We start from the raw sequence: 18,926 nt of genomic DNA, 5'->3' as shown, positions 1-18,926 counted from the left end.
ACGAAGAGGACCGGGAGCCCGTCATGTGCCGAAACATCAAACCCCTGTTCAATTTCGAGCCGCCGGCGACGAACGCCGAGATCCATGACGCTGCGCTGCAGTTCGTGCGCAAGTTAAGCGGAACGAACAAGCCGTCCAAGCGGAACGAAGCGGCGTTCGAGCACGCGGTCAATTCGATTGCGGCATGCGCGCAAGAACTGCTCGATGCGCTCGAGACGTCACAGCCCCCACGCAACCGGGAAGAAGAAGCAGCCAAGGCGCGCGCTCGGTCCGCCCTCCGCTTCGCCTGACGGCGGCAAGAGGCTGGCCGCGCGCTCAGCCTAAATCGCAAATACCGTTGCCCGCCGCAGCGTCACGTAACCGGTGTCGCCGGCCCTCACGATACGCTCCGGCTCCAGGTCCAACTCCAGCGGCACGCCACGCTCGGTCGTCGCGACCACCCGGCGGCCGCCAGGGCGATCCATCACCCGGCTGATATTGGCCGCGATACCCGGGCCTCCCGCCGCCCAGTCGAGATCGACCGGCCGGGCGTAAAGCTCGGCCTTGCCGTCGGCAATCCCTGCGGCATCGATGACCGCGCCATCGGCATAGGCCCGACCATCGCGCACCTCGGCGGGAAGCATGTTGGCATCGCCGAGGAACTTCATGACGAAGGCCGATTTCGGCTCGCGGCAGACCTCCTCCGGCGTGCCCTGTTGAACGATATGGCCATCCTTCAGGATCACCACGCGGTCGGCGAGATCGAGCGCCTCTTCCTGGTCGTGCGTGACGAAGAGCGTGGTGATGCCGAGCTCACTATGGATTTCGCGCAGCCAGCGCCGCAGCTCACGCCGGACATTGGCATCAAGCGCGCCGAAAGGCTCGTCCAGCAGCAGCACCTTTGGATCGACGGCAAGCGCGCGGGCAAGTGCGACGCGCTGGCGCTGACCGCCGGAGATCTGCGCCGGAAACCGTTCGCCGAGCCCTTCGAGGCGAACCAGGCGCAACAGTTCAGCGACCCGCGCATGGATGGCCGCCTTGTCGCGCTTGACCTTCGAGACCTCCATGCCGAAGGCGATGTTCTGCGCCACGGTCATATGCGGGAAAAGCGCGTAGTGCTGGAACACGAAGCCGACGCCGCGATCGCGCACCGGGATGTCGGTCGCATCCTGGTCGCCGAAATAGATGTGACCGCCATCGGCGAATTCGAGGCCGGCAACCATGCGCAATATCGTCGTCTTGCCAGAACCGGAGGGCCCAAGCAGCGCGACGAGCTCGCCGCTTTCGATCTCCAGGGAGACGTCCTTGACGGCACGGAAGGTTTGGAAAGTCTTGACGACGTGGTCAAGGCGGATCTTCATGATGCATTCTCCGCGGAATTGGCAACTGGGCGGACGCGGCCCGCCCCTTGGCGCTCCAGAGCGACCTTGGCGATGATGGTGAAGACGGCGATAAGCGCCAGAATGGACGCCGACGCAAAAGCGCCCGCCGCCTGATAATCGTGATAGAGCAGCTCGATATGGAGCGGCAGGGTGTTGGTCTGGCCACGGATGTTGCCCGACACGACCGAAACCGCGCCGAACTCGCCCATCACGCGCGCATTACAAAGGACGACGCCGTAGAGCAGCGCCCACTTGATGTTGGGCAAGGTCACCGAGAAGAAGGTGCGGAAGCCGGAAGCGCCGAGGGAAACGGCCGCCTCTTCGAGATCGCGCCCCTGGGCCTGCATCAGCGGAATGAGCTCCCGGGCGACAAACGGCGCGGTGACGAACATCGAGGCGAGCACGATGCCTGGAATGGCAAACAGGATCTTGATGCCATAGGCATCAAGTGTCGGACCAAACAGGCCCTGCAGCCCGTAGACGAAGAGATAGGCAACACCCGCGACGATCGGTGAAACCGAGAACGGGATCTCGATCACCACCAGCAGGAAGCCCTTGCCGCGGAAATCGAATTTGGTGATCGCCCAGGCGGCGGCCACGCCGAAGGCGGTGTTGATGGGTACGGCGATCAGCGCCGCAAGCACGGTCAGCATGATCGCATGGCGCGTGTCGGGATGCAGGATCGTGTCGCGATAGACCTGCCAGCCTTTGGCAAAGGCTTCGACACCGATGATCAGCAGCGGCGCGAGAATGAGGAATGCGCCGATGATCAGCACGATACCGATAAGGGCGCGGCGGAACACGGGGCCGTCACCGACCCGCGGCAGCGTGCGTACGGTCTTTTTGAAACTCATGGTCAAGACCTCCGCGTGTAGCGCAGCGCCCGCGCCTGCAGCCAGTTGGTTACCGCGAGCATGAGGAAGGCCGTGAGCAGCAGGACCGACGCGATCGCCGCCGCTGCCTGATAGTCGTATTCCTCAAGCCGGATGAAGATCAGCAGCGCGGTGATCTCGGTCGACATCGGCTGGTTGCCGGCGATGAAGATGATCGCGCCGAATTCGCCGAGCGAGCGGGCGAAGGACAAAGAGACGCCGGCGAGAAGCGCCGGTGTCAGTAGCGGCAGAATGACCTTGCGGAAGATGGCGAGGTCCGAGCCGCCAAGCGACTGGGCTGCCTCCTCCAGCGCCGGATCGAGATCCTCCAGTACCGGTTGCACCGTGCGCACGATGAAGGGCAGCGAGGTGAAGCACATGGCGATCATGATGCCGATAGGCGTATAGGCAACCTTGATGCCGTAGTCTTCGAGGATTGAGCCAAACACGCCGTTGGTCGTGAAAAGTGCGGTCAGCGAAATGCCGGCAACGGCCGTCGGCAAGGCAAAAGGCAGGTCGACCATGGCATCGACGATGCGGCGCCCCGGAAAGCGGTAGCGCACCAGCACCCAGGCGAGCGCCAGGCCGAAGAAGAGATTGAAGAGCGTCGCGCCAAGGGCGGCCGTCACGGTGACGCGATAGCTTGCGAGTGCCCGCGGCGACGAGACGATCTGCCAGTAGTCGAGAGGGCCGAGGCTTGCGGCCTTGAACACGAGGGCTGCCAGCGGCAGAACGACGATCAGGCTCACATAGAGCAGCGTCATCCCCAGCGACAGGCGTAACCCGGGCAGGACATTGCGTCTCAAGCGTTCACTTCCTTGTCATGTCATGGTGAAACCCGGCAGACGGTTCGTCTGCCGGGCTGACTGAATGCGAGTTTAAAGAGCGATCAGCGGCTGCCGTAGAGCTTGTCCAGAACGCCGCCCGAGGCGAAGTGCTCTGCCTGGATCTTGCTCCAGCCGCCAAAGACGTCATCGACATTGACGAGGCGAATGTCGGGGAACTGCGCCTTGAATTCGCCGGCAACCTTTTCGTTGCGGACGCGGTGGCCGAACTCGGCGGCGATGCGCTGGCCTTCCTCGGTATAGAGGAAATCGAGATAGGTCTTGGCGAGCGCCTGAGTGCCGTGCTTCTCGGCGACCTTGTCGACGACCGCGACCGGGAACTCGGCGAGCAGGCTGACCGACGGGATGACGGCCTCGACCTTGTCGGCGCCATACTGCTTGGCGATGCTGCGGGTCTCTGCCTCGAAGGTGATCAGGACGTCGCCGGTTTCGCGCTCGACGAAGGTGGTCGTCGAGGCGCGGCCGCCGGTGTCGAACACCGGAACGTTGTCGAAGATCTTGGTAATGTAGGCTTCGATCTTCGCCTCGTCGCCTTCATAGGCCTCCTTGGCCCAGGCATAGGCCGCCAGATAGGTGTAGCGCGCATTGCCCGACGTTTTCGGATTGGGGAAGACAGCGTGAACATCGTCACGGGCGAGATCGGACCAGTCCTTGATGTTCTTCGGGTTGCCCTTGCGCACCAGGAAGGACGGGAAGGAATAGAAAGGCGAGGCATTGTTCGGGAACGCCTTCGCCCAATCCTTGGAGACAAAGCCGTTCTTGGCCAGGAACTCGATATCGGTGGTCTGGTTGAAGGTGACGACGTCGGCTTCCAGGCCTTCGAGGATCGAGCGGGCCTGCTTCGACGTGCCGGCATGCGACTGGTCGATGGTCACGCCCGGATGCTGCTTGATGAAGGCCTCGTTCTCGGCAACGAAGAGCTCGCGGGAAACGTCGTAGGAGGCGTTGAGAAGCTTCGTCGGCTCCTGTGCCAGCGCAGGGGTCACAAAGTGCGCGACAAGGGTGGCGCCGAGAATGAGGAGGCGTTTCATGCGGTTCTCCGGTGTTGATGCTGACCCAGAACCTATCGGCAGGCGTGTGGGAGCGCGAGGGAACGCGGACCCTGGTTGTGCCAAGCCTTAGAAATTTCGTCTCGTTTCCGCTCAGTTTCGCGGAGTTTTTGCCTCAGCTTTCCCAAGGCAACCAATAGCTTACAGTCAGGGCTTATTCAGCACGCGCCACACGTCGATATGGTCGGCCCGTTGACGATAGAACACGAGGTATGGGTACCTCTTCAGACCGACACTTCGCCAATGAGGGAGCGCCAGTTCGTAGGCAAAGCGCAACGAACCGGATTCCGGACGCGCAACAATCAACGCATAGGCAGCCTGAAACGCGTCGCCAAAAGCGTGAGCGACGTCAGCCCCAGCCTACGTTGCATAACACTCGATCGCCGCCTCGACGTCGCTGCTGGCCGGTTGACGCGAAATGACCGGCTTGTTGCTCACTTGGCCGATCGACCACGAACCCGGTCACGCAAATCGGCGAAGTAGCCAGCGTCGGTCGGGTCGGCTTGTGCGGAAGAGGCACCATCGAGCAATAGCCGACGCAGATTGAGCCAGTCCTGATCCCGGCGGATCAACTCCCGGATAGACTCGCTGCTCGTACCATAACCTCGCCGGGCGACCTGCTCGTCGACGAAGCTTTTGAGAGAGTCCGGGAGGGAAATGTTCATGGTGTTCATGGGTGGCAGAACAGCGCATTCGGCAAAAACTGGCATGAATGGTGATCTTTAACACCAGAGCCGATCGCCTTACGCGGGGAACCTCTCGGCCGCAGCAATATGACAATCGGGGACTAGATACATCCTTAGCGCTTTGACTAGATAGGCGTTCAAGGCAGGGTTGGCGATTCGATGACGATATACTTCAAGGCAGGAATTTCCGATGAAATGGCGCTCGGGATGATCGAGCGTTGTTTCTCCGATGCGAACGACTATGACGGCTATCTCGACATTTTTGCCGACTACACCGAAAAGACCGTCTCGTGGAGCAAGGGCAGATCCGTCGAGGAGTTCAAGGACCAGATCACCGAGGCGCTGCGCGCGGCCTGGGAAGCTTCGCCCTTCTGGCAGGTCTATGAGCGCCGCGAAGAGCGGGACGACGCCGGCACCAACGAAATTCGAAGGGCAGCGATCGCCCTGACCCGCACCTATGGCGGCGTGGTCGTGATCACGCTCAGCCTGCTTGGAAGGCGCAGCAGCGCAAATGACCTCGAGCTGGTGTTCGTCTGCTTCCAGGAAGATGCGCAACGCCGGAATTTCCGCGTGCGTTATGACGGGAAGTTCATTCCGTCCTTGAACGCCTGACGCCCACCCCGGCGCTATGGAGACGAAGGGCGATGACAACCGAATATGATGCCGATGACGCCTTCGCCCTGATCGTTGCAAGTTTCCGCAAGGTGACCGGCAAGGAGCTGGTCGACCATCCGTTCGACGGCCGCTGGCTTTACGAGAACGCACCCTTTGCGCTTTTGGCGCACGACCGGTCGGGCGACCCGCGTTTCTTCTACGCGAACAAAACCGCCCAGGCCTGCTTCGGCTACAGTTGGCAGGAGTTCATCGGCATGCCGTCGCGCCTCTCGGCCGAGGCGCCGAACCGTGAGGAACGGCAGCGTCTTTTAGACAGTGTCTCCACCAAGGGCTTCATCGACAACTATCGCGGCCTTCGGATCGCCAAATCCGGACGCCGCTTCTGGATCGAGAACGCCATCGTCTGGCAATTGGTGCGCGCCAACGGCGAACATGCCGGCCAGGCCGCCATGTTCCACAGCTGGAAGGATTTGTAAGCGCGCTGCCCAAGGCGGAGGGTGTGCTCCTGTCTGCTTCCTCTCAATTCAACAGCCGGACCAGTGCCAAAGCGACGCCGGGCGACAGCGTGATGATCGCCAATCGGATGAGGTCGGCAATGACGAAGGGCATGACGCCACGATAGGTCTCAACGATCGGAACGTCGGTCGCCAGCTTGTTGATGATGAAGACGTTGAGGCCGATCGGCGGGGCGGAAAGACCGATGCCGACGACGATGAGCACGAGAATGCCGAACCAGATGGCAACGTCCTCGGTCGGCATGCCCAAGTCCAGCGTCAGGATGATCGGAATGAAGACCGGCAACGTCAGCAGGATCATCGCCAGTTCATCCATGACGGCGCCGAGCACCAAATAGGTGACGAGCATGCCGCAGATGACGACATAGGGCGGCAGGCCCGACTGTCCGACCATTGAGGCCAGCGTCGCCGGCATCTGCGTTAGCGCCAGAAACGCGCCAAAGACCTCGGCGCCGAGCAGGATCAGGAAGATCATCCCGCTCGTTTCAGCCGTCTGCAGCAGCGCGTATTTCAGGGCGCCAAGGCTCAGGGTCCGTTGCAGCAGCCCCACCAGCAGCGTTACGGCGGCACCCACCGCGGCACCTTCCGTCGGTGTGAACACTTCGCCATAGATGCCGCCGACCACCGTGACGGCAACCGCCGCCGCGGGCACGATCGCAAAGTCCGCAGCCAGCAGCAGCAGGCCGAATATCGCCAGCAATACGCCCCCTACCGTCCCGAGCGAGCCGAGCAGCCAGCCGATCGCGCCACCGGCAAAGATGATCAGCCCTACGGGCCTCGCCCAGAAAGGACGGGGGGTTCGAACCGCCTCGGTCGCCGTGACCGGCGGCGCGAGATCGGGTTTGCGCCGGACGACGACGGCGATCGCGATCAGATAGAAGGCTGCCGCCAGCAGCCCCGGCACCAGGGCGGCCTGAAACAGCTTGGCGATGTTCTGCTCGGCGGTGATCGCATAGATCACCAGGATGACGGATGGGGGAATGAGGATGCCGAGCGTGCCACCGGCGGCAATCGTCCCGGTGCCAAGACCGACATCGACGCGCGCCCGGCGCAGTTCCGGCAGGGCCGCACGCCCGAAGGTCGCCGTGGTTGCGACCGACGAGCCGCAGATCGCGCCGAATCCGGTGCAGGCGGCGATGACCGCCATTGGCATTCCGCCCTTGAACCGTCCGAAGCCTCGCTCGGCGACGCGAAAGAGCGTTGCGGCGATGCCCGATTGCTCGGCAAGCGCGCCCATCAGGATGAAGAGCGGTATGACCGAAAGCGTGTAGCTGGCAAACTGGCTGTAGGTGTTGGTCTGCAGATAGTAGACCAGCGCATGCGGGCCAGAGAGATAGGCATAACCGGCAGCGCCCACCGCAAGCATGGCAAGGGCGATCGGCATCCGGATGGCGATCAAGAGCAGCATGGCTGCGAATCCGACGAAGGCAATGGCAAAACCGCTCATCGGCCGCCTCCGATTTTCAAGAGGGAAACGGAAACTCCGATGATGGCTGCGAGCGCCGCCAGCGCCGCACAGGTCAGATAGACTGGCCAGATCGGCCAGGGCAGCTGGATCAGCGTCGTCCCGTATCCCCTCGCCTCCAGGCCACCGGTAAACAGACCCCAGGCAAAAAACGCCAGGCAGCCGGCCAAAAGCAGGTCCCAAAGGCCGTCGATGACCCGCGTGACGCGTGCGGGGAGAGCCAACGTGAAGGTATCGACGGCAATATGGCCGTTGCGGGCCTGTGTGTATGCGAGAAAGGAGAAGGCGGCGACGCCGACCGCCACCTCCACCAGCTCGTAGTCGGCCGGCACCGGCCGATTGAACAGCCATCGGCCCAGCACGCTGACGGTGACCAATCCCGCCGCAAGGCAAAGAAGCGTGCCGCCGATCAGTGCCAAACCGGCCGCGAGGCGTTCGACTTCCCTGCGGCGCGGCACCCTCACCGCGTCCTCGTATCCTACGTCTTCCATTGTTGAGGCCTCGAGCTGTTGGTTCATGCAGCGGCGCGTTCAGGCGCCACGTTCAGGCGAGTACGGCCGGCAGTGCGCTCAGGCGCTCGAATATTTCTGCACAAGCGCCTGCGCCGTGGCGATCAGCGCCTTGCCGTCGAGGTCCTTGGCCTTCATGTCCTCGATCCACTTGTCGTGGACGGGTCTGGTTGCCTCCACCCACTTCGCCTTTTCGTCCTCGCTGATCGTGCTGATTGTTCCTTCTCCGGATGTCTCGATTGCCGCGCGCACTTCGGCACCGACGCTGTCCCACATCTCGCCGGCCTTCTTGGCGAAGGCCATGCCGCTGTTGGCGTCCAGCACGGCCTTGAGGTCGGCCGGCAACCCGTCATACTTGCCCTTGTTCATCGCCAGGAAGAAAGTTGCGGTATAGAGCGTCGGCGAGCCCGGGATTTCGGTATGGAACTTGGTGAGCTCGTTCACCTTGATCGAGGGAACCACTTCCCACGGGAGCACGCAGCCGTCGATCGACCGCTGGGCCAGTGCTTCGGGCACCTGCGGAATGGGCATGCCGACCGGCGTCGCCCCCAGTGCCGCCAGCGCCTCACCGGCAAGGCGCGTCGGACTGCGAAGCTTCAGCCCGGCGAGGTCCGCTCCGGTCTTCACTTCCTTATTGGTGTGGATCAGGCCCTGATCATGCGCCCAGAAGCACAAGAGCTGGTTATCGCCAGTTTCCTTCAGTACGTGCGTCTGGCCATATTCCTGGCAGGCTTGCGCGTTGACGGTCGCCTCCTTGGCGGCGACGAATGGCAGTTCGAACACTTCCGTGGACGGGAAACGTCCGGGCGTGTTGCCGGGCAAGGTCCAGACGATATCGACGACGCCGTTCGACGCCTGATCGTAGAGCTGCGGCGGCTTTCCGCCGAGTTGCATGGCCGGGAAGATGTCGACCTTCCGCGCACCGCCGCTTTGTTCTGCCAGCAATTTCGCCCATGGCGTCAACAGCCGCTGATGAACGTTGGATGCCGGCGGCAGGAAATGGTGTAGCTTCAGCGTGACTGTTTCCTGGGCGCGCGCCGCACCGATTTTCAGAACGAAGGGCGCTGCAAGCAGAGCGCCGCCGGTCTTCATCAAATTCCGTCTGCTCAGTTTCATAGGTTCCTCCCTGTCGACCCCACATTCACGCGCGGCGAACATCGCATGCACGCACCTGATCCTTCACGGCCATCCGGCGGGCAGATCTCCCCGGTCGCTTGAAACTTCCCTTTGCTCCTCATCGGAAAGCTTCAATCCATTAACATGTTAAGTTTATTTTGAACCGACTGTCAAGCGACGGCATCGGGCGACAAAACGCCATGGCGTTCACCCGGACACGTCCTCGTGAACGGGCCCGTTCGAGCCTTCCCGTAAGGTTTTGAACCAGTAACGCGCCAGGAGATGGGATCAGAGCGTGAGCGTCTGCACAGTCCCCGCATATTCGCAGTCGAGCTTCCAATCGGCGCCATCCTGCCGGACGTGGAGAAAAGTCGCACCGTCGCCGGGAGCCGGCCGGGTCGCGTCGACGATGCAGTGATAGCGCTTGGCCTTGTAGTCGAACTCGAACGTCTCCTGCTCGACGATATCCTCGTCGATCCCGTTTGCAAAAGGATAAGGCGCATACATTGCCGCGGTGTGGATCGAATGCACGGTCGTGATCGGCGTGCCGTCCATTTCCGTCAGAAGCGCCGTTGCAATGCAGCCCCGGTGTTCATCACCGGAGAGGAGCACGACATGCTTGATCTTTCCGGCGGCGATGGCGCCGAGAACATCACGCAGACTGTTCGGATAGCCATCCCAGCCATCGGAACGCAGCGCACTCAGGTTGTCCGGGCTGAGGCTGGCATCGCGCTGGATCGCCCGGCGATGACGCGGGAGAAACATCGATGGCGACGAAGGCTGAGGTGCTGCGCGGCCGCCATGCCATCCTCCCACACGGACATTGCGCCAGCCTCCTTGCCCTCCAGCCAGAGTGATACGCCCGACCAGACATTCGACTACGAGGGCTTCCATTTCTTCCTGCTCGACACGCGCAGCGAAAGGATGCAGCGGAAGGTCGGCGCCGGGCTTGCCAATGCGACCCTGTTCAAGACAGGCGTCGGCGAGACGATGGGCGATCTGGAGACGTGGCTTTTGAAAAATGGCGCGAAGTTCATAGCGTCGCGGCGAGGCCATGATCGCCGCCGAGCTGCGTCGCAGGCGGGACCGGCTTTAGGGACGTGACTAATCGGCGCAACTCGCGAGACTATCGTTTCCAAGCCCGCCCAGCCGTTCGGTGAGAAGCGTTTTAAGGCCAGGCTGCCCGACAAGCGACGCCGCGAGGGATGCCGGCACCCAGCGCATCGCGCGCGCGCCCTTTTCCGGAAAGTCGGGCGCCATGGACACAACGGCGATCAGGTGAACCTGGACGTGATAGACGGCGGCCTTGCCGAGCTTGCTGTAGGTGTAACCGCCGATTTCGTCGTTTAACGCCGTTCCGATGACACCGGCCTCTTCGAACGCCTCCCGGACGGCAGCGCCAGGGGTGTCTTCACCATACTCCAGGTGTCCCTTGGGAATGCCCCAGAGCCCGGTGGTGCGGCCGCAAATGAGCAGCACCTCGAACCGGTCTCCGCCGCTTTCCTTGCGAATGCAGATCGCACCAGCCTGGTCGACGACGACCGGCTCTGCGTCGGAAGCGGCTATCGCGTCAGATGACAGACGTGACACAGCGGGTGTTTGCATCATCGCTCTCATGTTGAACTGACTGGAAGCCAAGGGAAGGTCAGGCGGCTATGTGACGGTTTTATGACGATTCATAGTTAAATTCAACAGCATGCTAATGCAATTGAAAGGCCGGCAAGATGGCCGGCCGCGGGGCAGTATTCTCAGCCTCGCCGAGCCTGATGACGGCCCACAAATCGCGGGCCGTCATCACATCAAAGCTTAATCAGAACGGCGAATCCGGGAAGTAGAAGTCCTTCGCATTGTCCTTGGTCACGAGCGTTGCATCGATCGTGTAGACGCCGCGCACCGGAACCTGGCCGTAGAAGTTGGCGACGGTCATTTCGAGCGCCGTGCCGACCATTGCTGGCGGATAGAGCACGTCGACCGGGATCATCTTGTCGCCGTCCATGACCTTCTTGATCATTTCCTTCGAGCCTGCGCCGGCGACGACATACTGGATGTCGGTGCGCTTGGCCTGCTCGATCGCCTGCAGCACGCCGACGGCCATGTCGTCGTCCTGGCACCAGACAACATCGATCTTCGGGTACTTGGTCAGGTAGTCCTGCATGACCTTGAAGGCATCGTCGCGGTTCCAGTTGCCGTACTGGCGGTCGAGAACCTTGACCTTCGAGCCTTCGATGCCCTTGTCGAAACCGTCCTGGCGCTGCTGGTCGATCGGGATCGGCAGGCCGCGGATGACGACGACTTCAGCTTCCGGCGTCGTTGCCTTGATGTACTCGCCAGCGACCTGGCCAAGCGCCGGATTGTTGCCGGCAACGTAGAGGTCACGCACCGAGTTGTCGTTGACACTCGGGGCACGGTCGACGAGAACGACGAAGGTGCCCTTGCCCTTCACTTCCTTGATGGCGTTGACCAGCGGATCCGGATCGGTCGGCAGGATGACGAGCGCGTCGATGCCTTGCGTCTCAAGATCCTGCACGGCGTTGGCCTGGCTTGCCGGATCGGGTGAGGTCTTGACGATGACGTTCAGGCCGGGATTACGCTCCATCAGGATCTTGGCGACCCGTTCGGCATGGAACACCACGCCGGCCGTCCAGCCATGGTCGGCCGCCGGGATCGAGACGCCGATGGTTACTTTCTTTTCCTCTTGCGCGTGAGACACGCCGGCAAAGGCGGTCATCGCGGCAAGGGTCAGGCCGAATAGCTTCTTGTGCATTAAGTTCCTCCCAAATTTCAGGTCAGCCTGTTCAAGGCCGGGAGACCTGTAGGCCCGGCCGTCTCACGACTTCCGCACCAGCGAACGCTGGACGAGCATCGCAATGATGATGATCGCGCCCTGGATGGCACCGATCAGATATTCGCTGATGAAGTTGGAGAGCAGCATGATGTTGCCGACCAACTCGAGGATGAACGCGCCGCAGATCGTGCCCCAGACGCGCCCTGCACCGCCCTTCAGCGCCGTGCCGCCGACGACGACGGCGGTGATCGCCTGCAGCTCCCACAAAATGCCCGTCGTGGCCGAGGTCGAGCCGAGGCGCGGCACATAGAGGAGAACAGCGACCGCAACGCAGAGCCCTTGAATGACGAAGGCGATGGTGCGCACGCGATTGACGGAGATGCCCGAATAGCGGGCAACGTCGCGGTTGGAACCGACAGCAACGACGTGGCGACCGTAGCGCGTGCGGTAGAGGACAAAGGCAGCAACAGCAGTCACCGCAAGGATGACGACGATCGGAACCGGCACGCCGGCGATCGTGCCGAAATAGGCTGGCCGGTACATTTCCTGCAGCTCAGGCTCCTTGAGCGTGATCGCTCCGCCCTGCGAGAGCCAGGTCGTCAGCCCACGATAGATGCCCATGGTGCCGAGTGTCGCGATGAAGGGCTCGATCTTGCCGACGGTGGTGATCAGGCCGTTGGTGAGGCCGCAAAGCGCACCGGCGACGATGGCAAAGAGGATTGCCGCCAGGAGCATGAGAACCGGATCGGCAATGACGCCGGAGTTCATGAACAGGATCATCAGGCTGGCGATGAACGCGACCATGGCGCCCACGGAGAGGTCGAGATCTCCGGACGAAATCACGAAGGTCGCGCCGACCGCGATGATGGCAATGAAGGCGCTTCGGGTGGCGACATTGGCGAGGTTGGTGATGCTGATGAAATTGGGATTGACCAGCGCGCCGACCAAGAGAAGCAACGCCAGCGCAACGAATGGCGCCACTGCCCTCAGATCAATGTCACGCCAGCTGCGGCGGCGGATGGCTTCCTGGCTGCCTTCCTGGTTCACGCTCATGTCCAATCGAACCTCCCCCATCTGTCGGGAATCTTGTTGTTGTTGTCGTCGGCCGCGCCGCTGATGCGGCTCAAGCCGCCGTCTTTTTCTTCAGGCCTGCGGCGTAACGCATGATCTCCTGTTCGGAGATCTCGTCGCCTTCGAGAATGCCGGCGATATGGCCTTCCCGCATGACCGCGACGCGACTGCAAAGGCCAATGATCTCCGGCATCTCGGAGGAGACGACGATGATCGAGCGGCCATCCCGGGCGAGCGCCGAAATGAAGTGATAGATCTGCTGCTTGGTGCCGACGTCGATGCCCCGCGTCGGCTCATCGATGATGATGATGCTGGGGTCGGTTTCCATGACCTTGGCGAGAAGCAGCTTCTGCTGATTGCCGCCGGACATGCGCCCGGCTACGATCCTGTCGTCCCGCACGCGAATGTCGAAGCGACGCCGCGCCTTGACCAGGGCCGCCTCTTCGCTGCCGGGATCGAGATAGCCGAGGCGGCTGTGGCGGCCGAGCGATTGCAGCGTCAGGTTCGCCATCATGCCGGCATTGAGCAGGAGCCCCTTGGCCTTGCGGTCCTTGGTCATATAGGCAAGGCCAGCCTTGTTGGCCGCATGCACGTCGCCGGATGGCACCGGCTCGCCACGCACCAGCACCTCGCCGGCCGTGCGCGCGCGCAAGCCGACGATCGCCTCCATCAGCTCCGTCCGGCCTGAGCCGATCATGCCGGAAAAGCCGAGGACTTCGCCGCGGCGCACCTCGAAGCTCGCGTCGCGGACATAGCCGGTCGATACCGCATCGACGCGCAGAACCACGTCTTCGTCGACATCCGGCTCGTTCTTTGCGGGATAAAGGCTCGACAGCTCGCGCCCGACCATCAGCTGGGCGATCGCCTCGCCGTCGAGAATGGAGGTCGGCGACGTCTTGATCCACTGGCCGTCGCGCAGCACCGTCACGCGGTCGGTCAGTTCCATCACCTCGTCGAGCTTGTGCGACACGAAGACGAAGCTCGTTCCCTTGTCGCGCAGCTTGCGCACCAGCCGGAACAGGAAGTTCGTCTCCTCGCGCGACAGCACAGCCGTCGGCTCGTCCATGAACACGACGCGCGCATCGCGGCTGATGGCCTTGGCGATTTCGACCATCTGCTTTTCGGCAATCGAGAGCGATCCGATCATCGCGCTCTCATCGACATGCGAACCGAGGAGATCGAGCACACGACGGGTCTCGGCGCGCATGAACTTGCGGTCGAGCACGCCGAAACGGGTTACCTCGCGGCCGAGAAACAGGCTCTCGGTAACGGTCAGATGTTCGGCAAGATTGAATTCCTGGTGGATGATGACGATGCCGAGCGCTTCCGCAGCGCCATTGGCCGGCAGCTTCGTCGACTTCCCGTCAAGCAGGATCTCGCCCGATGTAGGCTGCTCGAAGCCCGACAGGATCTTCACCAGCGTGGATTTTCCAGCCCCGTTCTCGCCCATGAGCGCATGGATTTCGCCCTGGCGAAGCTCGAAATCGACGCTGAACAGGACCTGCACGCCGCTGAACGATTTGCTGATGCGGCGCGCCGACAGCACGACGGGAGCCCCGTCGACATGCTCCGTGGTCATTATCCCCTCCCTGCGGCCTCCACCGCTATTTCAATGATGTAAACCTTTACACTCGCCGATGTAAAGGTTTACATCGTGATTGCTCGACAATTTTTTTGGCTTCTTCGTTTGACCGTCGGGCGAACCTGTGTAACGTCCTCGCAGCAAATCCCGAGGCCAAGTGTGTCCAATTCCCAGCCCGCAACCATTGAAGACGTCGCACGGATCGCCGAAGTGTCGATCGCGACCGTATCGCGGGCCATTCACATGCCGGAAAAGGTAGCCAAATCGACGCGCCTCAAGGTCAACCAGGCGATCGCGATTACCGGCTACACGCCCAATGCGATGGCGCGCAGCCTGCGGCTCGGGCGGTCGAACATGATCCTCGTTGTCGCACCAGATATCGGTGATCCGAACTTTTCCAGCATTCTGGTGGGTCTCGAAAACGAAGCGCGCGCGCATGGTTACGGCGTCCTGATCGGCCATACGCAGAACGACGCCCAGCGTGGCCTGGAATATTTGAAGTTCTTCAATTCCAACCAGGCGGCGGGCATGATCCTGTTTACGGGCATCCTTCCCTTCGGCCATCAGACGCTAACGGCGCGGCTGCCGCCGACCGTCGGCGTTTTCGAGCCGGTCTTTAACGGCGGCATCCCCTATGTCGGGGTCGATGACGTCGAGGGCGCCCGCAAAGTCGTCGATCTCCTGATTTCCGAAGGACACCGGCGCATCGCCTTCATCGGCGATTCCAACACCCGCCTTGCCTATGGTCGCCGGCGACAGGGATATGAAGCGGGGCTTGCAGCGGCCGATATTGCCATCAATCGCCGTCTGATCATGGAAGGCGACGGCACCGTGGAAAGCGGCAGGCTGGCGCTCGAACAACTCTTCATGCGTGACGACCTGCCGACCGCCTTTATGTGCGTCAACGACCAGACCGCACTTGGCGTGACGCTTGGCCTGCGCGCCCGCGGCTACGACATCCCTGACGATTTTTCCGTCACCGGCTTCGATGATGTCCCGCAGGCGAGTTTCATGACGCCTTCGCTGACGACCATCCGCCAGCCTCGAACTGCCATCGGCAAACACGCGATGGCGCTGCTTTTGGAGTTGCTTTCAGACCGCGCGCCCTCCGAAACCGAAATCCTGCTGCGGCCTGACCTCGTCATCCGCAACTCCGTTGGCCCCCCGCCGGCACGGCGATGACGCGACATTCGCAGCCCTTCTGGAAACTCCTGCCCGTGCTTGAACCTGTGACACGGTGATGGAACCGTTTGCTCTCAAGTCGGTTCTCCCACTGTGAAGTCAAAGGAGCAACGAAGATGGATCACACTGGTCACGTACGCCTTGCAGCCACGGAACTGACACCGGCGATTTTGGAAGGGGCAACGGTTTACGGAGCGGACGACGATAAGGTCGGCACGGTCGACCACGTCCACGGCGTCGGCACAGCGAGCACCGTCGTCATCGACGTCGGCGGGTTTCTGGGCATCGGCGCAAAACCCGTTGCCGTGCCGCTTGCCGATCTCGATTTCATGCGTGACGAAGACGGCGACGTCCACGCCGTGACGACGTGGACCAAGGATCAACTCAAGGAAATGCCCGAGCATTACGACTCGTAGCTTGTCCGACATAATGGCCTGGGGCTTCGAACGCCCAGGCTCACATTAGGATTGCGGCGGCGGCCAAAATATATCCGGCCGCCGCATACGGTTGACCCCCCGTCTCGCTGCGCCATCACTCCTGGAGCGAATGCCAGCCATTCCTCATCACCCAAGGACTGCAGTTTCAGTTTCGGCCGGGATCGGCGCCACATCCTTCGCCCTTCGCGGCAAGCCTTGCCTGGTGTTCCTTGCCCCACGTCGACAGGACCGTGACGGCCTCGTTCAGGGTCTTGCCGAACTCCGTCACCGAATACTCGACCCTTTGAACGGCGCCCGGAAAAACCTCGCGGCGAACCAGACGATCGGCTTCCATTTCGCGAAGTTGTTGTGCCAGGACCTTTTCGCTGATCCCCGGCAGAAGACGTCGCAATTCGCCGAAGCGACGCGGTTCGATGTTGACCTCCCACAATATCAGGGTCTTCCATTTGCCGCCGATCGCGTTCAGCGCCGATGCGAAGCCACAATCGTCCTGCTGCAACCGTTTCACGCGCCCCGCTCCCTACTTTCGAGTTACCGCTTACTTTAAAGTGCGTAATTTACAGGCTCCGAAAGCCGCTCCTATTAGACGGCAGCTTTCAATCGGAGTTGTCGTTCATGACCAATATAGGTGTTGCCGGCGGCGGGCGCATTGGCCCCGCGCGCGCCCGGATATTTCTGAAGCCTGGCGCGTTTGCTTCAAGTTATCTGCCGAGTGAACTCGCGGCCCTGGCCAGGTCGGTGCCATGACCACGAGCGATCGCCTGCAAGACAATGGACGGCCGCAGGCGCTAGAACGTGCCTGCAAGAGAACGGCAAGCTGTGCCTGCGGTGGCCTGAAGATTACCGTGAACGGAGCCCCTGCCCGTGTCTACGCCTGCGCCTGTCTGGAATGCCAACGCGCAACGGGATCGGGCTTCGGCTATCGCGCCCGATTTTCCAGAGCGTCCGTCATCGGCATCGAAGGGGAACGCCGGGTGTGGCGACGCGGCAGCGACGCCGGCCGCTGGGTGGACCAGACCTTCTGCCCGACATGCGGAACGCTGGTCTACATGGAGGCGGAGGCGCTGACGGACGCGGTGATGATCTCCGCGGGCTGCTTTGCCGACCCGGACTTCCCGCCGCCCGCCGCCGTCTTCTGGGCCTCGCGCCGACATACCTGGTACGACCTGACGGAAGGCATCGAGACATTTGGATAGGTGGCCGATTTCCCCTCAGACGCAACATGTCGCAATCCACCGCGGCGAGGGCCACGGCGCAACATTAGGGAGCTTGTCCGCTCATCGTGTCTCGGTATCCGCCCGTCGGGCCACGAGGCCCAGGTCCTTGGCCCCGAGCCTGCCGATGGCCGACAGGATGCGGTAGCCTCCGACGACGGTCTCCCGCTCAGCGGTGGCGAGCTTCACCTGCGCCTTCACCACGTCGGCCTGGGCTTCCAGAACGTTGAGTAGCGTGCGCTGGCCGATCGCTTGTTCTGCCATCATGCCGTCCTTGGCCATTTTTGCCGCCTTGACGGCGGCCCGGTTGGCGGACGCGGTTGCGAGCGCTCCCCGGTATTGCGCCCAGGCAGAGGCTGCCTTCGCCTGAACTTCGGCGTGCTGAACGTCGACGGTGAAGTTCGATTTCCCGAGGTCCTCCTTCGAGCGCCGTACCTCGGCCGCCGCCTTTCCTCCCTGATAGATGGGTACCTTGAGCTCGATGCCCGCCTTTTGCTCCGTCGCCGATCCGTCGAACGCCATTGCGTCGATCGCGCTCACGCGCTCACCTCTGCCAATCCCGATCGCCCCCTTCACGGTCGGCAGGAGCTTTCCCTCGCTGACGGCAACATTGAACATGGCGCCTTCGGCGAGGTGCCGTTTCGCCAGAAGAGCGGGATGCTGCTTGGCGGCAATCGCCAGCGCCTTATCGATGTTGGCGGGCAGTATTTTCACGGGAACTTTTCCACCGGTTAGATTGCCCGGTTCGTCGCCGATGACCTGCCTGTAGGTCGCCTGGGCACGCTTGGCTTCGGCATGGGCGAGGCTCAGTTCCGCCTGCGCCGCAGCGCGGCGCGCCTCGGCCTGAGCGATGTTTGTTCGGGTCCGTTCGCCTGCTTGGTGGCGGGCGATCTCGGATCGCGTGAGTTCCTTGAGGAAATCCAGATCCTGTTTGCGTAGCGCGACGATGCGGCGCGTCAGCACCACGTCCATATATGCCTCGGTCGCCTCGAACAGGATGTTCTGCTCGGTGTTGCGGGTGTTTTCCTCGGCGGCGCGCTGTCGCGCCTTATTGACCTCGACATTGTTGGTCGTCTGCAGGCCGTCGAAGAGGGTCTGATCGAGAACGATACCAAACGTGCCGCGATTGGTCGTCGCACTGGAATTGTACCCGATCCCGCTGCGCCAGGTGATTTTCGGATGCATCGCCGACCGTGCGATGTCGATGTCGTACGCGCTTGCGCGCGCTCCGGCCCGCGCTGCATTGAGCGTCGGGTTGTTGCGGTAGGCCTTCGCCAAGGCACTTGAAAGCGGCTCGGCATGAGCCTCAGCCATGGCAATCGGCGCAATCATTGCAACCAGGGTCACCAGTATTCGTTTCATCGAACAGGAATCTCCGTTGGGAACCCGGATGGCCCGCAAGCGAGATAATCCGGATCGAGGGCACGGAGACGCTCGGCGGACGGCGTCAAGGGACGGCCAACGGCCGAACAGCACTTGGCCGGCGCCATGGCGGAAATACAGCGCCCGAATTTGGTACCGATGGATCCGCCGTCACAAAAAAAGTCGTGCCGTCGCGAATCCTTTTCCGGGTTCCGCGCCTCTTATGACTGAGACGATGGGTCTCGGTTTGCACCGGAGGT

Annotated in this window: 22 protein-coding genes and 1 pseudogene; 7 read left to right on the top strand and 16 right to left on the bottom strand. The window is 62.1% G+C overall.

Annotation, left to right across the window (positions count from 1 at the left end):
* The first annotated feature begins 23 nt into the window (after positions 1-23).
* Positions 24-290: a DUF2277 domain-containing protein gene (locus IB262_RS32695; protein ID WP_090300725.1), complete on the top strand. Its 267-nt coding sequence runs from the start codon at positions 24-26 to the stop codon at positions 288-290.
* A 30-nt stretch (positions 291-320) separates the two neighbouring features.
* On the opposite strand, the gene IB262_RS32690 is transcribed toward IB262_RS32695, so the two are convergent.
* The 6 genes and pseudogenes from IB262_RS32690 to IB262_RS32665 form a co-directional block, all read right to left on the bottom strand.
* Complete coding sequence (locus tag IB262_RS32690) at positions 321-1,340, bottom strand: sulfate/molybdate ABC transporter ATP-binding protein (RefSeq protein WP_113504502.1); 1,020 nt, start codon at positions 1,338-1,340, stop codon at positions 321-323.
* Positions 1,337-2,215, bottom strand: a complete 879-nt coding sequence (cysW, locus tag IB262_RS32685; protein ID WP_034798161.1) for a sulfate ABC transporter permease subunit CysW — start codon at positions 2,213-2,215, stop codon at positions 1,337-1,339. Before cysW ends, IB262_RS32690 begins: the two co-directional genes overlap by 4 nt.
* 2 nt (positions 2,216-2,217) lie before the next feature.
* Positions 2,218-3,039: a sulfate ABC transporter permease subunit CysT gene (gene cysT, locus IB262_RS32680; RefSeq protein ID WP_192494353.1), complete on the bottom strand. Its 822-nt coding sequence runs from the start codon at positions 3,037-3,039 to the stop codon at positions 2,218-2,220.
* Between the two features lie 83 nt (positions 3,040-3,122).
* Positions 3,123-4,109 carry a thiosulfate ABC transporter substrate-binding protein CysP gene (gene cysP / locus IB262_RS32675; RefSeq protein ID WP_034798159.1) on the bottom strand — a complete coding sequence of 329 codons (987 nt, stop codon included), beginning with the start codon at positions 4,107-4,109 and terminating at the stop codon, positions 3,123-3,125.
* A 165-nt stretch (positions 4,110-4,274) separates the two neighbouring features.
* Positions 4,275-4,565, bottom strand: a pseudogene (locus IB262_RS36205) (type II toxin-antitoxin system RelE/ParE family toxin).
* Positions 4,562-4,837, bottom strand: coding sequence for a type II toxin-antitoxin system ParD family antitoxin (locus tag IB262_RS32665; RefSeq protein ID WP_192494352.1), 276 nt, complete (start codon positions 4,835-4,837; stop codon positions 4,562-4,564). Before IB262_RS32665 ends, IB262_RS36205 begins: the two are co-directional and overlap by 4 nt.
* A 135-nt stretch (positions 4,838-4,972) precedes the next feature.
* Here IB262_RS32665 and IB262_RS32660 point away from each other — a divergent pair, with 135 nt between their 5' ends.
* Both IB262_RS32660 and IB262_RS32655 read left to right on the top strand, forming a co-directional pair.
* Complete coding sequence (locus IB262_RS32660) at positions 4,973-5,425, top strand: hypothetical protein (protein ID WP_034798155.1); 453 nt, start codon at positions 4,973-4,975, stop codon at positions 5,423-5,425.
* 32 nt (positions 5,426-5,457) lie between these two features.
* On the top strand, positions 5,458-5,904 hold the full coding sequence (locus IB262_RS32655) for an MEKHLA domain-containing protein (protein WP_192494351.1): 447 nt from the start codon (positions 5,458-5,460) through the stop codon (positions 5,902-5,904).
* Positions 5,905-5,947: 43 nt separating this feature from the next.
* Here IB262_RS32655 and IB262_RS32650 read toward each other — a convergent pair whose 3' ends face one another.
* The 4 genes from IB262_RS32650 to IB262_RS36200 form a co-directional block, all read right to left on the bottom strand.
* The gene (locus tag IB262_RS32650) at positions 5,948-7,390 is read right to left on the bottom strand and encodes a TRAP transporter large permease (protein ID WP_192494350.1); all 1,443 of its coding nucleotides are present in this window, start codon (positions 7,388-7,390) and stop codon (positions 5,948-5,950) included.
* Entirely contained in the window at positions 7,387-7,899 is a 513-nt protein-coding gene (locus tag IB262_RS32645) for a TRAP transporter small permease (RefSeq protein ID WP_060607804.1), read from the bottom strand. The genes IB262_RS32650 and IB262_RS32645 overlap by 4 nt, the downstream gene beginning before the upstream one ends.
* 78 nt (positions 7,900-7,977) lie before the next feature.
* Positions 7,978-9,033: a TRAP transporter substrate-binding protein gene (locus IB262_RS32640; protein WP_192494349.1), complete on the bottom strand. Its 1,056-nt coding sequence runs from the start codon at positions 9,031-9,033 to the stop codon at positions 7,978-7,980.
* A gap of 288 nt (positions 9,034-9,321) precedes the next feature.
* Positions 9,322-9,645: a hypothetical protein gene (locus tag IB262_RS36200; protein WP_246802788.1), complete on the bottom strand. Its 324-nt coding sequence runs from the start codon at positions 9,643-9,645 to the stop codon at positions 9,322-9,324.
* A 3-nt stretch (positions 9,646-9,648) separates the two neighbouring features.
* Between IB262_RS36200 and IB262_RS36195 the strand changes: the two genes are divergently transcribed.
* The gene (locus tag IB262_RS36195) at positions 9,649-10,137 is read left to right on the top strand and encodes a hypothetical protein (protein WP_246802787.1); all 489 of its coding nucleotides are present in this window, start codon (positions 9,649-9,651) and stop codon (positions 10,135-10,137) included.
* Here the strand turns inward: IB262_RS36195 and IB262_RS32625 are convergent, their stop codons facing one another.
* The 4 genes from IB262_RS32625 to IB262_RS32610 all read right to left on the bottom strand — a co-directional run bounded on the left by IB262_RS32625 (position 10,138) and on the right by IB262_RS32610 (position 14,468).
* Positions 10,138-10,638: an NUDIX hydrolase gene (locus IB262_RS32625; RefSeq protein WP_051659409.1), complete on the bottom strand. Its 501-nt coding sequence runs from the start codon at positions 10,636-10,638 to the stop codon at positions 10,138-10,140.
* 205 nt (positions 10,639-10,843) lie between these two features.
* Positions 10,844-11,797 carry a substrate-binding domain-containing protein gene (locus IB262_RS32620; RefSeq protein ID WP_192494346.1) on the bottom strand — a complete coding sequence of 318 codons (954 nt, stop codon included), beginning with the start codon at positions 11,795-11,797 and terminating at the stop codon, positions 10,844-10,846.
* A 63-nt stretch (positions 11,798-11,860) separates the two neighbouring features.
* On the bottom strand, positions 11,861-12,871 hold the full coding sequence (locus IB262_RS32615) for an ABC transporter permease (RefSeq protein WP_034798144.1): 1,011 nt from the start codon (positions 12,869-12,871) through the stop codon (positions 11,861-11,863).
* A gap of 70 nt (positions 12,872-12,941) precedes the next feature.
* Positions 12,942-14,468 carry a sugar ABC transporter ATP-binding protein gene (locus tag IB262_RS32610; protein ID WP_034798142.1) on the bottom strand — a complete coding sequence of 509 codons (1,527 nt, stop codon included), beginning with the start codon at positions 14,466-14,468 and terminating at the stop codon, positions 12,942-12,944.
* Positions 14,469-14,630: 162 nt separating this feature from the next.
* Between IB262_RS32610 and IB262_RS32605 the strand changes: the two genes are divergently transcribed.
* Both IB262_RS32605 and IB262_RS32600 read left to right on the top strand, forming a co-directional pair.
* Positions 14,631-15,653 (top strand): LacI family DNA-binding transcriptional regulator, encoded by a 1,023-nt coding sequence (locus IB262_RS32605; RefSeq protein WP_060530505.1) that lies wholly within the window; start codon positions 14,631-14,633, stop codon positions 15,651-15,653.
* Between the two features lie 116 nt (positions 15,654-15,769).
* Positions 15,770-16,069: a PRC-barrel domain-containing protein gene (locus IB262_RS32600; RefSeq protein ID WP_034798138.1), complete on the top strand. Its 300-nt coding sequence runs from the start codon at positions 15,770-15,772 to the stop codon at positions 16,067-16,069.
* Between the two features lie 166 nt (positions 16,070-16,235).
* On the opposite strand, the gene IB262_RS32595 is transcribed toward IB262_RS32600, so the two are convergent.
* The gene (locus IB262_RS32595) at positions 16,236-16,598 is read right to left on the bottom strand and encodes a helix-turn-helix domain-containing protein (RefSeq protein WP_113079346.1); all 363 of its coding nucleotides are present in this window, start codon (positions 16,596-16,598) and stop codon (positions 16,236-16,238) included.
* Between the two features lie 235 nt (positions 16,599-16,833).
* Between IB262_RS32595 and IB262_RS32590 the strand changes: the two genes are divergently transcribed.
* The gene (locus IB262_RS32590) at positions 16,834-17,286 is read left to right on the top strand and encodes a GFA family protein (protein WP_113079345.1); all 453 of its coding nucleotides are present in this window, start codon (positions 16,834-16,836) and stop codon (positions 17,284-17,286) included.
* An 81-nt stretch (positions 17,287-17,367) separates the two neighbouring features.
* Here the strand turns inward: IB262_RS32590 and IB262_RS32585 are convergent, their stop codons facing one another.
* Positions 17,368-18,666, bottom strand: a complete 1,299-nt coding sequence (locus IB262_RS32585; RefSeq protein ID WP_192494345.1) for a TolC family outer membrane protein — start codon at positions 18,664-18,666, stop codon at positions 17,368-17,370.
* Between the last annotated feature and the right edge of the window lie 260 nt (positions 18,667-18,926).

The sequence above is a fragment of the Ensifer sp. ENS02 genome (genome assembly GCF_014851885.1).
Lineage (GTDB): Bacteria > Pseudomonadota > Alphaproteobacteria > Rhizobiales > Rhizobiaceae > Ensifer > Ensifer adhaerens.
This window is presented reverse-complemented; position numbering and strand designations above follow the sequence as displayed.

Bases quoted from the DNA above. Each gene is read 5' to 3' on its own strand.
- IB262_RS32610 (WP_034798142.1), bottom strand. From the start codon at position 14,468: ATGACCACGGAGCATGTCGACGGGGCTCCCGTCGTGCTGTCGGCGCGC.
- IB262_RS32645 (WP_060607804.1), bottom strand. From the start codon at position 7,899: ATGGAAGACGTAGGATACGAGGACGCGGTGAGGGTGCCGCGCCGCAGG.
- IB262_RS32615 (WP_034798144.1), bottom strand. From the start codon at position 12,871: ATGAGCGTGAACCAGGAAGGCAGCCAGGAAGCCATCCGCCGCCGCAGC.
- IB262_RS32600 (WP_034798138.1), top strand. From the start codon at position 15,770: ATGGATCACACTGGTCACGTACGCCTTGCAGCCACGGAACTGACACCG.
- IB262_RS32650 (WP_192494350.1), bottom strand. From the start codon at position 7,390: ATGAGCGGTTTTGCCATTGCCTTCGTCGGATTCGCAGCCATGCTGCTC.
- IB262_RS36195 (WP_246802787.1), top strand. From the start codon at position 9,649: ATGCTTGATCTTTCCGGCGGCGATGGCGCCGAGAACATCACGCAGACT.
- IB262_RS32690 (WP_113504502.1), bottom strand. From the start codon at position 1,340: ATGAAGATCCGCCTTGACCACGTCGTCAAGACTTTCCAAACCTTCCGT.
- IB262_RS32620 (WP_192494346.1), bottom strand. From the start codon at position 11,797: ATGCACAAGAAGCTATTCGGCCTGACCCTTGCCGCGATGACCGCCTTT.
- cysP (WP_034798159.1), bottom strand. From the start codon at position 4,109: ATGAAACGCCTCCTCATTCTCGGCGCCACCCTTGTCGCGCACTTTGTG.
- IB262_RS32665 (WP_192494352.1), bottom strand. From the start codon at position 4,837: ATGCCAGTTTTTGCCGAATGCGCTGTTCTGCCACCCATGAACACCATG.
- IB262_RS32585 (WP_192494345.1), bottom strand. From the start codon at position 18,666: ATGAAACGAATACTGGTGACCCTGGTTGCAATGATTGCGCCGATTGCC.
- IB262_RS32590 (WP_113079345.1), top strand. From the start codon at position 16,834: ATGACCACGAGCGATCGCCTGCAAGACAATGGACGGCCGCAGGCGCTA.
- cysW (WP_034798161.1), bottom strand. From the start codon at position 2,215: ATGAGTTTCAAAAAGACCGTACGCACGCTGCCGCGGGTCGGTGACGGC.
- IB262_RS32640 (WP_192494349.1), bottom strand. From the start codon at position 9,033: ATGAAACTGAGCAGACGGAATTTGATGAAGACCGGCGGCGCTCTGCTT.
- IB262_RS32625 (WP_051659409.1), bottom strand. From the start codon at position 10,638: ATGCAAACACCCGCTGTGTCACGTCTGTCATCTGACGCGATAGCCGCT.
- IB262_RS32695 (WP_090300725.1), top strand. From the start codon at position 24: ATGTGCCGAAACATCAAACCCCTGTTCAATTTCGAGCCGCCGGCGACG.
- IB262_RS32660 (WP_034798155.1), top strand. From the start codon at position 4,973: ATGACGATATACTTCAAGGCAGGAATTTCCGATGAAATGGCGCTCGGG.
- IB262_RS32655 (WP_192494351.1), top strand. From the start codon at position 5,458: ATGACAACCGAATATGATGCCGATGACGCCTTCGCCCTGATCGTTGCA.